The sequence below is a fragment of the Nocardia sp. NPDC020380 genome, from assembly GCF_044386975.1.
In the GTDB taxonomy this organism is placed as follows: domain Bacteria; phylum Actinomycetota; class Actinomycetes; order Mycobacteriales; family Mycobacteriaceae; genus Nocardia.
Map to the genome: position 1 here is coordinate 400,758 of NZ_JBIRVQ010000007.1, position 14,161 is coordinate 414,918.

General features: G+C 69.0%; 10 protein-coding genes. 4 read left to right on the forward strand and 6 right to left on the reverse strand.

The window, feature by feature from the left end:
• Genes ACH438_RS21470 through ACH438_RS21485 form a run of 4 tightly spaced genes read right to left on the reverse strand, consistent with a single transcriptional unit; the run spans position 1 to position 4,793 of the window.
• Entirely contained in the window at positions 1–993 is a 993-nt protein-coding gene (locus tag ACH438_RS21470) for an SCO2521 family protein (RefSeq protein ID WP_397007791.1), read from the reverse strand.
• On the reverse strand, positions 986–1,999 hold the full coding sequence (locus ACH438_RS21475; protein ID WP_397007793.1) for an SCO2522 family protein: 1,014 nt from the start codon (positions 1,997–1,999) through the stop codon (positions 986–988). Before ACH438_RS21475 ends, ACH438_RS21470 begins: the two co-directional genes overlap by 8 nt.
• Positions 1,996–2,919 (reverse strand): SCO2523 family variant P-loop protein, encoded by a 924-nt coding sequence (locus ACH438_RS21480; protein WP_397007795.1) that lies wholly within the window; start codon positions 2,917–2,919, stop codon positions 1,996–1,998. Before ACH438_RS21480 ends, ACH438_RS21475 begins: the two co-directional genes overlap by 4 nt.
• Positions 2,916–4,793, reverse strand: coding sequence for an SCO2524 family protein (locus ACH438_RS21485; RefSeq protein WP_397007797.1), 1,878 nt, complete (start codon positions 4,791–4,793; stop codon positions 2,916–2,918). Before ACH438_RS21485 ends, ACH438_RS21480 begins: the two co-directional genes overlap by 4 nt.
• A gap of 209 nt (positions 4,794–5,002) precedes the next feature.
• Between ACH438_RS21485 and ACH438_RS21490 the strand changes: the two genes are divergently transcribed.
• Genes ACH438_RS21490 through ACH438_RS21500 form a run of 3 tightly spaced genes read left to right on the forward strand, consistent with a single transcriptional unit; the run spans position 5,003 to position 8,022 of the window.
• Positions 5,003–5,893 (forward strand): carbohydrate ABC transporter permease, encoded by an 891-nt coding sequence (locus ACH438_RS21490; RefSeq protein ID WP_397007799.1) that lies wholly within the window; start codon positions 5,003–5,005, stop codon positions 5,891–5,893.
• Positions 5,883–6,716 carry a carbohydrate ABC transporter permease gene (locus ACH438_RS21495; protein WP_397007801.1) on the forward strand — a complete coding sequence of 278 codons (834 nt, stop codon included), beginning with the start codon at positions 5,883–5,885 and terminating at the stop codon, positions 6,714–6,716. The genes ACH438_RS21490 and ACH438_RS21495 overlap by 11 nt, the downstream gene beginning before the upstream one ends.
• Positions 6,717–6,732: 16 nt before the next feature.
• Complete coding sequence (locus tag ACH438_RS21500) at positions 6,733–8,022, forward strand: extracellular solute-binding protein (RefSeq protein WP_397008230.1); 1,290 nt, start codon at positions 6,733–6,735, stop codon at positions 8,020–8,022.
• 15 nt (positions 8,023–8,037) lie between these two features.
• On the opposite strand, the gene ACH438_RS21505 is transcribed toward ACH438_RS21500, so the two are convergent.
• Positions 8,038–8,970: a DNA-3-methyladenine glycosylase family protein gene (locus ACH438_RS21505; protein ID WP_397007803.1), complete on the reverse strand. Its 933-nt coding sequence runs from the start codon at positions 8,968–8,970 to the stop codon at positions 8,038–8,040.
• Between the two features lie 209 nt (positions 8,971–9,179).
• Positions 9,180–12,050 carry an FAD-binding and (Fe-S)-binding domain-containing protein gene (locus tag ACH438_RS21510; RefSeq protein WP_397007805.1) on the reverse strand — a complete coding sequence of 957 codons (2,871 nt, stop codon included), beginning with the start codon at positions 12,048–12,050 and terminating at the stop codon, positions 9,180–9,182.
• Positions 12,051–12,196: 146 nt separating this feature from the next.
• Here ACH438_RS21510 and ACH438_RS21515 point away from each other — a divergent pair, with 146 nt between their 5' ends.
• Positions 12,197–14,077 (forward strand): ABC transporter ATP-binding protein, encoded by a 1,881-nt coding sequence (locus ACH438_RS21515; RefSeq protein WP_397007807.1) that lies wholly within the window; start codon positions 12,197–12,199, stop codon positions 14,075–14,077.
• Positions 14,078–14,161 lie beyond the last annotated feature (84 nt).

The window sequence follows — 14,161 nt, forward strand, 5'->3', positions numbered from 1 at the left end:
TCACCACTCGGTGGTGCTGATCTTGGCGCTGCGCAGAGCATCCAGCGTCGCCACCGCGAGGCGGTCGCGCAGCTGCCCGATCTGCGCCGTCCATTGCTTGGTGAAGCCGGGATCGGCTTCCAGCCGGGTCCACAGTTCGCGCAGGCGCGGCGGGGTGTGCGCGCCCGGCATCCACAGGTGCACCAGCTGTTCCAGCAGTGGGCTGAGGAGTTCGGCGGTATCGCGATGCGGCTCGTTGCGCGAGGCGTCCGACAGGGCGGAGGCGAGCGTGGTGAGCAGCCAGTCGTGCACCGCCAGGTCCTCGCAGAAGCGTTGCACGGCAGCGAGATCCCGGACGGTCGGCACCATGATGCGTACCGACCGGGTGGATTCATCCTCCAGCCGGAAGGCGAACAGGGTGCGCCCGCGCACCGCCCCGCCCACCGGCGGCGCCACCCGCGCGGCCCAGCGCACCCGGGTCGCGGCGGTACGCACCGGCGGGCGCTGATCCAGGCGCCCGTCCATGCGGACCTGGGTGAGCAGGCGGTCGCTGATGGAGGCCAGATCGAGGGTGCCGGCGGTGGAACCCTCCAGATAGCCCTCGGTGAGATCGACCGCGGCCGTGGTGTCGTCGCCGATCCGGTGGATCAGTTCCACCGACCCGACCTGCGTCAGATAGTGCGACCACGGCCGCCGGTTGGTATCGGCCGCGCGAACCACCTTGGTGGCGGCCGAACTCTGCGCGATCCGGCCGCCGACCAGAACCGCGTGCGCGGCCACCGTACCGACCGCCCGGCTCTCCGACTTGGACACCGTGGCGAGCTGACAGTCCACGCCCACCGCGGAACTCGGCGAGACCGCCAGCGCCAGCGGACGTTCCCGCAACAGCACGCGCTGCCCCGGCAGCAGCGACAGCAGGGCCGAGGCCTCGCGCCCGGCCAGCGCACCCGAGGACGGCAACAGGGTGGTGCGTACCTCGCCCAGCAGCACCAGCGGCTCGGTCACCTCAGACATCCCCGAGGAAGACATGGTCCAGCCGCCGCGTCACCTCATCCGGCACGGCGACCGGAATCCGCTCGGCCGCACCGCGTTCCCGCAGCTTGGCCAGCACTTCGTCATCCGGCTGCAGATGATCGAGGATGACCCGCACCGCATGCTCGATACCGAGATAGCTGTACGGCAGCACCGAGACGGCGCGATAGGCCGCGAACGGGGCGGCGCGCTCGTTCAACCGCACCACGGCCGGCATCTTCCACCAGTCCGCGGGCCACTCCCCGCTCCACGGCTCCGGCTTGGCCACCACCGCGCCGTCATTGCGAATCATGCCCAGCCGCAACAACTGCCAGATCGACGCCAGGAACGGGCAGGACCATTTGACGGTCTCCACCTGCTCGCCCGCGACCTCCTCCAGCGCGCGGCTCCACAACTGCACGTCCAGGAAAATGGAGTGATTGCGCGCGCCGAACTCCTCCGGCGGCCGGTACCGCGCGATCCGCATGGCCTGTCCCGGATCGTATTCCGAGGAACGGCGGCCATTGCAGAGCCAGCCGGATTCCGCGGTCGGCGGGCGGCGGCCGGTGGCGCCGGGATCCGGTTCGGCCACGATGCGGGCGGCCATCATCTCCGCGAGCCGCACCGGCGCGCCGACCGGTTCACCGTCCAGCAGCGACGGCACCTCGGCGCACCCCGCCTCGCGGGCCAGGTAATCGATGCGCACCCCGCACTCCTCGGCGGCGCCGAGCAGTTTGGTGAGGATCTCGCGCGGATCGGTCTCGTGCCGGAAGTAGTCGTCCACCAGGAAACAGGTGCTCACCCGCGCGCCCGGCCCGTATTCCGCACGGGCGGCCTCGGTATGCGATTTCACCAGCGGCGCGACCTTGCGCAACTGCGCCTTGATCCGGTCCACGCCATTGACGAGATCGTCCATGTAGAAGTGGCCGACCTCGATCGACAGATGGGAGAGCGGTTGTCCCACCACCCGGTTGCGCTCGCCGGCCTCGCTGTAATCGGTCGCGGTCATTCCAGCCTTTCCCAGACTGCCCGGTTCATGAGCCGGGTGGCGAGATGACGGAAAGCGTCGACGGTTTCCGGATTGGCGATCCGTGCGGATACGTCGATATCCAGGATCACCTGTTCCCGGCATTGCAGCACCGGTTCCACCGGAGTCCTGCCCAGCACCACCGTGGAACCCATCTCATTGCGAATGGCCGCCCGGTTCAGCGTGTCGTGCTGACGCTGCAACCAGGCCGCCTGGGCCGGACGCAGGCCCATCGCATCGTTCAATTCCGGTACCGCGGTGCGTACATAGCGTATCGAGTTGCGCAGCTGTTCGCGGTCGTGACCCCACTCCACGCCGGTGCCGAGCACACCGTGCTCGTCGTACACCAGGCTGTGCCCGGCCACGATGTGCTGCCGGGTCCAGCGGTGGAAGATCAGCCAGCGCGAGACGGTCTCGGCCAGCTGCGCGGAACGGGTCGCGCTCAAGGCCAGGGCCAGCGCGATCGAGCGGCCCGCGCTCAGATCCACGAAGGTGACGTCGAATTCCTGCTCGCAGGTGGCGAACAGGGCCGTGCAGCGGCGCACCATGGGATCGTCCAGCGTGGTGAACTCGGAGCCGCTGTGATCGCCGGGGAACAGCACCAATCGGCCGGACGGATGCCGGGACTGGCTCAGCTCCACCCGGTCCGTCTCCGAGCGCACACTCACCCGCGCCGGAAATCCGCTGTCGCCCAGCAGATACGAGTGCAGGCCGATGCCGTCGCCGATACCGGTGTCGATCCGGCTGATCTCGAAAGTGCCGCCCGCCGTGGGCGATCCGAAATCGAAGTCCAGATACGCCACCTTCAGGCCCGTCATGCTCAGCCAGTACGCCATATTGCAGCTGGTCACCGAGCGACCGGTGCCGCCCTTGTCCGAGGCGGAGAACACGAGCACGATCACACACTCCTGGTGGCGTCGAACCGGGCGTAGGCGAGTTCGTCCAGTTCCAGCAGGGCCTGCGAGGCGAGACTCAAAGCGGTGCCGGGACGTTCATCGATGAGCCTACGGGCGCGCTGCAACCGCTGCTCCGCCAGGGCCAGGGCCGTCCGATTGGACGAGAGGTCCTGCTCGCCCAGTTCCAGCAGCTCCCGATTGAGCAGGTGCTCGGCCTCGGTGAGCAGCTCCATGGCGCGGTCCACCAGATCCGGCGACCGCAGCGGCGGTTCCCGGTACATGCGGGCCGCCGCCACCAGGCATTCCACCACCCGCTCGGTGAAATACCAGGAGGGCTCGTGGATTTCGGGACCGCCCAGAATCCGGCTGGGGTCGTCCCACAGGCCGGTGACCGGGCCCTCCCGGAAGGCCCGCCGGTCCAGATGATCCATGATGGACTGGGCCAGCAGCTCCAGATCGTCGCGGGTCTCCATGGTGCGGGACAGGCGCGCCGCCTGCAGGGTGCGCTTCAAAAGCACCGTGGCGTAATCGGATACGGTCCACACCAGCTTCGGCCCGGACGCCGCGTCGCCGCTGCCGAGCAGGCTGAGGGTGACGCCGGGACTGTGCATCTCGCGCGCCGGATCGTCCTCGGTGAGGCGGCTGATGATGCGGCCGCGGCGGGCCAGCTCGTCGAAAATCGGTGCGGCGCGGTTCAGGTCGTCATCGCTGGCCTCGCGATTGAGCAGATCCTGCATGAGCACCGCGGAGACGACGAGGCTGAAGTAGTCCGACTCCTCGCCGTCGGAGGTGCGCCACGGAATGTCCTCCAGCGGCCAGCGGCCGGAACCGAAGCGCGCGACCGCGGACCAATAGCGCTGCGCCAGATCCCAGCGCAATTGCAGCGCCTCGGCCAGGCGGCGCTGCCGGGTGTCCAGCAGGTCCAGTTCGCGGGTGCGGACCGAGGTCAGGTCATTGATGCCGTCCAGCGCCACCACCGTGAAATGCAGGTAGGGACGGGCGACGGCGTAACCCGGGCGACTCGCGATGGGCAGGTCGACGAAGCCGATGGGCGCGGCCTGGTCGACCAGGCTCCAGCTCCAGCCGCATTCGAACAGCAGGCGATCGTCGTAGAGGTCCACGCCCGGGGTCTGGCTCAGAGTGAGGTCGTTGCGCAGGCGGATGCGCACGCGTTCCAGCCGCCGGCCGACCGAATCCACCACCGCCTCCGGCGCGGTGCCGGTCTGGTTCAGCATGGACAGCATCGCCTTGCCCTCCTGCGATGCGGGTTTGACCGTATTGACCACGAAACTGCGCACCAGCCCGACCATGGCGGCGGTCAGGCGGGTATTGATGCGCCCGTCCAGTCTTTCGATGCGCGCGCTCAGTTCCCTCGCCTCTGGGCGGGACTGCCCGGCCGTGAAACCGTGAAAGCCGCGCAGGAACTTGAGCGCGGCCAGGCAGAGGGTCAGGGACATGGAGTACGAGTCGACGACATCGAGCCGACGCTGCTCGGCGGTGGGCTCCTGCGAGTTCGCGGAGGACAGGTAACTGCCCGCCGCGAAGACCGGAATGTCTTGTTCGACGCCCGAATCCGACTTGCCCACCTCGGTGTAGCGGTCGATGTACTGCTCCAGCACCCCGACCAGGGTCGCGCCGATGCGCGCGGGACTGCCCAGCGGGGACAGCACGGACTGGATGTCCTCGGCGATATCGTCCGGCCGATCCAATCCGAAACCGTCGATCTCGGTGGCCGGATACAGCAGGCACAACAGCTGTTCGGCATCACTGATGGAATTGGAGCCGTTACGGCCGCCCCAACTCCACTCCTCACCGCGGTAGCAGGCGGTCAGCAGCGACCGCCACACTCCGAGGATCTGCTGCCGTGGCTGAATTCGCATCGACGCCGTCCCCTAATGCTTCGCCCAAAAGAGATCCGGGCCCGTCCGGGCCCGCCTCGCCGGTCCGCCCGGAACAAGCGCGGCACAAACTATCATGCGGCAGCGCGGGCCACCGGGTGAAACGAAACCCCCGCGCGCACAGGAGATATCCGGCGAAACGGGCGTGGGGTGGCGGGGTGCGCGGGAGCGCCCCGGTAGCGTCGCTGCACATGAACCGGACGGTTCGCGGGCAGGCCACCGCCCGCGGCACCACGAGTGCCACCAGCTACCTCCTGCTGCTGCCCAGCCTCCTCGGCATCGGCTGTTTCCTGCTGGCTCCCATCGCGGTGGTGCTGTGGCTCAGCGTGCACAGCTGGAACCTGCTGGGGCCCATCGAATTCACCGGACTCGCCAACTGGCGATCCGTGCTGAGCGACCGGCAATTCGGGCATTCGCTGCTGGTGACGCTGACCCTCACCGCCCTCGTGGTGCCCGTGCAGACGGTGCTCGGGTTCGCCATCGCGGCGCTGCTGGCCCGGCGCGGACACGGGGGCGCGGTGCTGCGGGTGATGTACGCGCTGCCGTGGATGTGCGCGCCGGTCGCGGTCGGCGTGGTGTGGCAGTGGATCTTCGCGCCCAGCGGCGGTGCGATCTCGGCGCTGCTCGGGCGGCCGGTGGAATGGCTCAGTTCACCCACACTGGCCCTGCCCTGCGTCGCCGCGGTGATCGTGTGGATGAACGTGGGATACGTGGCGCTGTTCTTCGTCGCGGGGATCCGGGCCATCCCCCGCGAGATCCTCGACGCGGGCGCGCTGGACGGGGCCACCGGATGGCGGCGGACGCGCTGGCTGATCCTGCCGCTGCTGCGGCCGACCACCTTCTTCGTACTGGTCACCGGCGTGCTCACGGTGTTCCAGACCTTCGACGCCGTGTACGCGCTCACCAAGGGCGGACCGGGGCATGCCACGGATGTGGTTGGCATGCGGCTCTATTCGGAGGCGTTCCAGGCCGCGCATCCCGGGCGGGCGGCGGTCATGGCGGTGGTGATGTTCGCGATCATGTTCGCCATCACCCTCGCGCAGCATCGGTACTTCCGGAATCGGACGAGCTATGAATACTGAGACCCGCGGTACGCGGCTGCGGTCCGGGGCGGCGTACACGCTGCTCGTCGCCGGTGCGCTGGTGGTCGTCGCGCCGCTGGTGCTGAGCGCGTTCACCGCGTTCAAGACGCCGCGGCAGTTCGCGAACGAATCCGCGCTGACACCACCGCATCCCGTCACCCTGGACAACTTCCGGACCGTGCTGGATCAGGGGCTCGGGCGGGCCGTGCTGGTCACCGCGCTGATGACCGTGTTCATCACCGGCGGGCAGCTCATCGGATCGATCCTCGCCGCCTACGCGTTCGCGCGCACCAGCTTCCCCGGACGCGACCTGCTGTTCTGGGTGTATCTCGGCACCATGATGGTGCCCAGCGCCGTCACGCTCATCCCGCTGTACCTGATGTTCGCGAAAATCGGCTGGCTGAACACCTTCTGGGCGCTGGTGCTGCCCTTCATGTTCGGGTCGCCCTACGCGATCTTCCTGCTGCGCCAGTACTTCCGGGCCATACCCGGCGAGATGATCGATGCCGCGCGTATGGACGGGGCGAACACGCTCGACATCCTGGTGCACGTGGTGGTGCCGTTGAGCCGGCCGATTCTGGCCACGCTCACCGTCATCACCGTGGTGACGCAGTGGAACAACTTCATGTGGCCGCTGGTCGCCGCCTCCGGGCCGAAATGGCAGGTGCTCACCGTGGCCACGGCCGATCTGCAGACGCAGTACAACGCGCAGTGGACGCTGGTCATGGCCGCCACCACGCTCGCCATCGCGCCGCTGGTGGTGTTGTTCGTGGTGTTCCAGCGGCAGGTGCTGCGCTCCATCGCGGTCACCGGGCTGAAATGAGGCTGGGCTCATGAGGATCAGGGAATCCACCCGGGTGGCGCTCGGGATCGCATTGGCCGCCGTACTGCTGGTGGGCGCCGCGCTGTGGCTGGGGCACGACAGCGGCGGGTCCGGGCGGACCGTGGTGCGGCTGCGGATCTGGGATCAGAGTTTCGTGGCGGCATACCGCGCCTCGCTGGACGAATTCCAGCGCGCCAATCCGGATATCGAGGTGCGGATCACGGTGGTGCCGTGGGCCTCCTACGCACAGAAGCTGCGGCTCGATGTGGCGGGCGGAGTCGCCGACGATCTGTTCTGGACCAGCCTCTACGAGGACTATGCCGACAGCGGGCATCTGGTGGATATCGGGGCGGCGCTGGGGACGCCGGCCGCGCAGGCGTGGGATCCGTTCGCGGTCGCGCAGTTCACGCGCGGTGGAAAGCTGTGGGCGGTGCCGCAATTCGTGGATGGCGGGACGGCGGTGTATTACAACCGCGATCTGCTGAACGCGGCGGGCGTGGATCCGGCCGCGGTGAATGCGGCGCACTGGAGTCCGGTCGAGGCCGCCGATACCTTCCGACCCCTATTGCGGAAGCTGGCTGCCGTCGCCACCTGGCCCTACAACGCCGCCGATGACTTCCAATCCATCACGCTGCCGTATCTGGGATCGGCCGGGGGAGAATTCGAGCAGGACGAGCGGTTCGTGTTCGCCAGTGAGCAGGGGCACGATGCCTTCGGGTACACCGTGCGGCTGGTGGCCGACAAGCTCTCGCCGTCGGCGGCCGACACGAACTCCAGCGGCGGCAATACGAACGGCGACTTCGCCAAAAATGCCTTCCTGCAAGGCAAGATGGCGTTGTTCCAGTCCGGCAGTTTCAATCTCGCGACCGTGCGGCAGCATGCGGGATTCCATTGGGGGCTGGCGTTGATCCCGCAGGGGCCCGCCGGGCGGGTGAGTGCGAACAATTCCATCGGTGTGGCCGGGAACTCGGCGTCACCGCATCCCGCGGCGGTGCGGCGGGTGCTGGCATGGCTGGGTAGTGCGGCGGGGAATCGGTACCTGGGGGAATCCGGGTCGACGATTCCGGCCGTCGTCTCCGAACAGCATGTGTACCGGGACTATTGGGCCGCGCGCGGTGTCGATGTGTCGCCGTTCTTCGATGTGCTGCGGGGCCGGCGGATCGCGGCGGGCGGCGGGCCCGGATTCCAGGCCGCGCTGAATGCGGCGGATCCGATCTTCCAGGAGATGTACCTCGGGCGTATCCCGGTGCCGCAGGCTTTGCAGCAGGCGCAGGATGCGGCGAATGCCGCTGCCGCGCAACAGTAGCCCGCTACCCCGGGCTCAGATCCGGCTGTGATCCGTGTACGGGGTGCGCGGACCGAACTTCGGTTTCCGGGCGAAACCGGCCAGGCCGAGCAGGCGCACCGCGCGATAGCGGTGCGGGCGCAGCGGTTCCAGGTAGTCGACCATGGCGTCATCGTCGATGGGGCGGCCCAGCAGGGTCCAGCCCACGATGGAGGCGAGGTGGAAATCGCCCACCGACAGGGCATCCGCATCGCCGAAGGCGCGTTGCGCGATCTCCGCGGCGGTCCATACGCCGATGCCGGGGACCGTGCGCAGCCGGTGGGCGGCGTCGGCGTGACCCAATCCGGCCGCTTCTTCCAGCTTCGGGGCGATACGGGCCGCCAGCACAATCGTTTTCGAGCGCTGCGGTTCCACATTGGCGCGGTGATAGACCCAGGACGGGATGTGCCGCCAGGTCTCGGCATCGGGCATGAGGCGCAGGCCCGCCGGGGCGGGGCCGGGTGCGGGGGTTCCGTAGCGCCACACCAGTTTCCGCCATGAGGCGTGCGCGGTGCGGGTGTGCACCTTCTGCTCCAGGACAGCGGGGACCAGCGCCTCCCAGACCAGGCCGGTGCGCAGCATACGTAGACCCGGGTTGAGGCGGTGTGCCTCGGCGACCTTGGGATGGTCGGGCGCGAAATCGTCCAGGTCCTCGTCGAGGCACAGCATGTCCGGCAGGCGTTCCAGGAACTCCTCCGCACCCGGGCCCCACGCCTGCGCGGCCACGCTGTTCCGGTCGGCCTGCGTCAGCCGGTAGGTCACCGGGCCGGCGGGCAGCCGGGAGGCGTGCCAGTGCGCGCCGTCGGGAGTCTCGTGGTGACACGGATCACCGAAGCCGCGGCGCAGCGGAGAAATGGTGGCGGCCAGGTCGATCGGGCGCTCGGAGCGCACCGTGCGCACGCGGGCGGTCACGATCGGTGCTGCGGTCACCGCGTCATCCTACTGTTAACGCGAACTCCGAAAGTGCCGATGTTCCCACCGTTGGTCCAAATGCTCGGCAAATAGATGGCATTCGCCATAGGAGGTTTCTCGTGATCACCAATCTGATCAATTTCCTGCTCGGCGTGTGGGGCAACATCTCCGCGGGGAGCAGCGGCTATCAGATTCCGCCGGGCACCCTGCCGTTCGGCAGCTGACCCTCACGGCTCCACGAGAAACTGCACCAGGTGCCGGAATCTCCGGCCGCTCAACTGATCGGCCTGGGTCCGGCAGGAGAAACCATCGGCCAGCAGGATCGTCTCGGGGGCGGCGTCGCGGACGGCCGGGAGCAGCGCGTTCCCGGCCACCGCGACGGAAATCTCATAGTGACCGCGTTGCATTCCGAAATTCCCAGCAAGTCCACAGCATCCAGTGATTTCGATCACCGAAGCACCCGTGCGCTCGATAATTCGGCGGTCCGCCGCGAAGCCCAGCGCGGCATGCTGATGGCAGTGCGGCTGCACCAGGACGGTGTGCCCGGTGCGATCCGGCGGCACCCAGCCGGGCCGCGATTCCAGGAACTCGGACAGGGTGCGCACCGCACCCGCCACCGCCGCGGCACGCGGATCCGCCGGCAGCAGGCGCGGTAGATCCTCGCGCAGGGCGGCCGTGCAGGACGGTTCCAGACCCACCACCACACCACCGGCGCGAACATGTTCGTCCAGCGCATCGACGGTGGCGCGCAGCCGTTTCCGGGCACCGTCCAACTGACCGGTACTGATCCAGGTCAGACCACAGCAGACCCGGCGCTCCGGAATGCGGACCGTCAGACCCAGCCCCTCCAGCAGACGCACCGCGGCCCAGGCGATCTCCGGATCGAACGCATCGGTGAAGCTGTCGATCCACAGCAGGATCGGAGGCTCGGCCGCCGCCGATGCCGACACTGGCGCACTGGCGGAAGTCACGCCGGGCACATGCGGCACCGCGGACTCGGAAGCGCCCTTGAACCCGAGCCCGCCCTTCGGCGCGAGCAAAGATTCGCGTCGCTCGCGCCAAGTGCGGCGGAAACTCTTGTCCGCCAGTGTCGGAATCGGGCGACGCGGGTCGATACCGGCGGTCCGTAAGCCTGCGCGACGCAGCGGCGCAGTGGCTGAGAGAGCATTCAGCAGGCGGGGCGCGCGAGTCGCGGCCGCAAGCCATTGCGGTAGGCGGCCGAGGGCGTAATGATCCACCGGGCGCAGGCGACCTCGGTAGCGGCGGTACAGAGTTTCGGATTTGTAGGTCGCCATGTCCACCCCGGCAGGGCAGTCGGAATGACATGCCTTGCAGGACAGGCAGAGATCCAGGGACTCGGCGACCGCGTCGGAACGCCAGTCCAAGGCGCCGCGCACCACCTCTTGCAGGACGCGGGCCCGGCCGCGGGTGCTGTCCTTCTCATCGGCGGTGGCCTGGTAGGACGGGCACATGAAACCGCCGGAGGCGTGGTTGTCGGCGCGGCACTTGCCGACACCGACGCACCGGTGCACGGCCGAGGCGAGATCGCCGTCCTCGGGGAAAGCGAAGCCGCCCACGGCCGGGAGCGGGCGCAGTCCCGCCAGGCGCAGGTCCGCGTCGACCGGGCGAGGATGCACCAGGACGCCCGGATTCAACACATCGTCCGGATCGAAGAGAGCCTTGAAGCCCGCGAAGGCTGCGAGCGCGGCTTCGGAGTACATGTAGCGCAACAGTGCCGAACGGGCCCGGCCGTCACCGTGCTCGCCGGAGAGCGAACCACCGAACTTCACCACCTGCTGCGCCGCATCCTCCAGGAAGGCCCGGAAGCGTTGCGGCGCATCCGCTATCGGGAGATCCAGGCGCACATGGATGCAGCCGTCGCCGAAGTGGCCGTAGAGCAGGCCGTCTACGCCGTGCTCGCGGGTCAACTGCTCGAACTCGCGCAGGTACGCGCCCAGTTGATCGGGCGGCACCGCGGCGTCCTCCCAGCCCGGCCAGGCCGGGCGGCCGTCCGGAGTACGACCGGCCAGGCCCGCACCGTCGGCGCGAATACCCCACAGGGACTGCGCCTCCGCACGGTCCGTCACCAGTCGAGAATCCACGGCATGCGCCGTATTTCGCAGCAGCTCAGCGGTTTCCACTGCCTGCCCGGCCGTCTCGCCCTCGATCTCGATGAGCAGCCAGCCGCCGCCCGCCGGCAGCTCGGGCACACCGCCGCGATGCCTGCGCACGACATCGACCAAGCGGGCATCCATCCCCTCGACGGCAATGGGCCGCACGGCCATGATCGAAGCGATATCGTCCGCGGCCGTGGGCATATCGGGATAGCCGAGCACGACCAGCACCGTCGCTGCCGGGACCGGCACCAGATCGACCGTGGCCTCGAGCAGTAGGCCGCAGGTGCCCTCGGTACCCACGAACGCCTTCGCCACGGCCGAACCACGCTCCGGGAGCAGGTGCTCCAGGCTGTAACCCGACGCCTGCCGTTCGAAACGGCCCAGCTCGGTGCGGATCACCGCGAGATTCGCGCGGGTGAACTCGGCCAGGCCCGGCACCGCCGCGGGGTCCGTGGCGAGGGTGCGTTCCGCACCGGTGCCGTCCAGAATTCGCGACTCCCGCACCGTATCCGAGGTGCGCCCCCAGGCCACCGCGCGCGGCCCGCAGGCATTGTTGCCGATCATCCCGCCCAGCGTGCACCGGTTCTGCGTCGAAGGATCGGGGCCGAACCGCAGGCCGTGCGGCGCACCCGCCCGCTGCAGCGTCGACAGCACCACACCGGGTTGCACACGCGCGGTGCGTAATTCGGGATCGACCTCGTGAATGGCGTTCATATGCCTGCTGAAGTCGAGCACCAGGCCGGGGCCGACGGCGTTGCCCGCCACCGAGGTGCCGCCACCGCGCGCGGTGATCGCCAGCCCCTCGGCCCGCGCGAAGGCGAGCGTCTCGGCCACATCGCCGTCCGTGCGCGGAAAAACCACGGCGGCCGGCAGGACCCGGTAGTTGGAGGCATCCGAGGAATACTCGGCGCGCCGCCGGTCCGAGGCGTCGACCTCGCCCGCGATCCGGCCGTCCAGCGCCCGCTGCAGTGCTCCCGTCACACCGCCAGCCTAGGGATCCGGCGCGCGGCGTGTTCGCGTTGCGCGAACTACGGACCTGCGCGGACGGACTTGCTCTCAACCTTTGTTGAGGTCTTAGTGTCGGTGGCGAGGGGTTCGATGGGACTCCCAGGGTGAGGAGCAGCGGGATGAGTATGGAATCCGTGGCGTGGAATCAGCTGTACCGGCAGATGAACGCGCCCACCGAACAACGGCCGCTGCGGCTGGCCACGGCGCGGCGGATTCTGGCCTTCGCGCGCCCGCATCATCGGCGGCTGGTGACCTTCCTGGTGTTCAGCGTCGGGGCGGCGCTGCTGGCGGTGGCCACGCCGGTGCTGGCCGGGCGGGTGGTGGACGACATCGTGGGCCACGCGGCGCCGCGCACGGTGGTGGTGCTGGCGGTGATCATCGCGGGGGTCGCGCTGCTGGACGCGGCGCTGGGCCTGGTCATCCGGTGGCTGTCGTCCCGCATCGGCGAGGGGCTCATCTTCGACCTGCGCACCGCGGTCTTCGACCATGTGCAGAAGATGCCCATCGCCTTCTTCACGCGCACCCGGACCGGCGCACTGGTGAGCCGGTTGAACAATGACGTCATCGGGGCGCAGCGGGCCTTCAGCACCACCCTGTCCGGCGTGGTCACCAATGTGGTGACGCTGGTCCTCACCCTGGTGGTGATGCTGCAACTGTCCTGGCAGATCACGCTGCTGACGCTGGTGCTGCTGCCGGTGTTCATGCTGCCCGCGCGGCGCATGGGCACCCGCATCGCCGGCATCCAGCGCGAGGCCGCGGGCCTCAACGCGGCCATGAGCACCCAGATGACCGAGCGGTTCTCCGCGCCCGGCGCCACCCTGGTGAAGCTGTTCGGCCGTCCGCGGCAGGAGTCCACCGAGTTCTCGCTGCGGGCCGGGCGCGTGCGCGATATCGGAGTGCGCAGCGCCATGCTGCAGACCGTGTTCGTCACCGCGCTCACGCTGGTGTCGGCGCTGGCGCTGGCGCTGGTGTACGGGCTGGGCGGCTACCTGGCGCTGAAGGGACAGCTGGAACCCGGTGCGGTGGTGGCGCTTTCGCTGCTGCTGACCCGGCTGTACTCGCCGCTCACCGCGCTGGCCAGCGCCCGGGTGGACGTGATGTCGGCGCTGGTGAGCTTCGAGCGGGTCTTCGAGGTGCTGGACCTGACGCCGCTCATCCAGGACGCCCCGGACGCCATCGAGGTGCCCGAGGGCCCGATCACCGTGGAACTGGACGCGGTCAGCTTCGGCTACCCGTCCGCGGACAAGGTCTCGCTGGCCTCGCTGGAGGATGTGGCCACCCTGGACACCCGCGGCGGTGAGGAAGTGCTGCACCAGGTTTCGCTGCGCGCCGAGCCCGGGCAGCTGGTGGCGCTGGTCGGCTCCTCCGGAGCAGGCAAATCGACCATCGCGCAGCTGGTTTCGCGGCTCTACGACGTGGACTCCGGCGCGGTGCTGCTCGGCGGTAAGGATGTGCGGCAATTGAAGGGCCGTTCCATCCAGGACACCATCGGCCTCGTCACCCAGGACGGGCACCTGTTCCACGACAGCATTCGCGGGAATCTGCTGCTCGCCCGGCCCGAAGCCACCGAGGACGAACTCTGGGACGCGCTGCGCCGGGCCCGGCTGGGCGACCTCATCGCCTCGCTGCCGGACGGCCTGGACACCGTGGTCGGCGAGCGCGGCTACCGGCTCTCCGGTGGGGAACGGCAGCGGCTCACCATTGCCCGCCTGCTCTTGAAGCAGCCGCGCGTGGTGATCCTGGACGAGGCGACCGCCTCGCTCGACTCCACCTCGGAGGCGGCCGTGCAGGAGGCGCTGGCCGAGGCCCTGCAGGGCCGGACCGCGCTGGTCATCGCGCACCGGCTGTCCACCATCCGCAATGCGGATCAGATCCTGGTGCTCGAGCACGGCCGCATCGTGGAACGCGGCAGCCATGCCGAACTGCTGGCCCAGGAGGGCCGGTACACCGAGCTGTACCGCACCCAGTTCGCCGACACCAGCGAGCAGGCCGCGGCCTGATCGGTCATCCGCCGGGACCGCAGGAGTTTGCCGAAACAGCAAAAGTTCTGGGTGTGTGCGCCCCCGGCCCGATAGCGTCGGGAC

Coding starts and splice junctions, on each gene's coding strand:
- ACH438_RS21470 (WP_397007791.1), bottom strand. CDS start 993: ATGTCTGAGGTGACCGAGCCGCTGGTGCTGCTGGGCGAGGTACGCACC.
- ACH438_RS21475 (WP_397007793.1), bottom strand. CDS start 1,999: ATGACCGCGACCGATTACAGCGAGGCCGGCGAGCGCAACCGGGTGGTG.
- ACH438_RS21495 (WP_397007801.1), top strand. CDS start 5,883: ATGAATACTGAGACCCGCGGTACGCGGCTGCGGTCCGGGGCGGCGTAC.
- ACH438_RS21490 (WP_397007799.1), top strand. CDS start 5,003: ATGAACCGGACGGTTCGCGGGCAGGCCACCGCCCGCGGCACCACGAGT.
- ACH438_RS21515 (WP_397007807.1), top strand. CDS start 12,197: ATGAGTATGGAATCCGTGGCGTGGAATCAGCTGTACCGGCAGATGAAC.
- ACH438_RS21485 (WP_397007797.1), bottom strand. CDS start 4,793: ATGCGAATTCAGCCACGGCAGCAGATCCTCGGAGTGTGGCGGTCGCTG.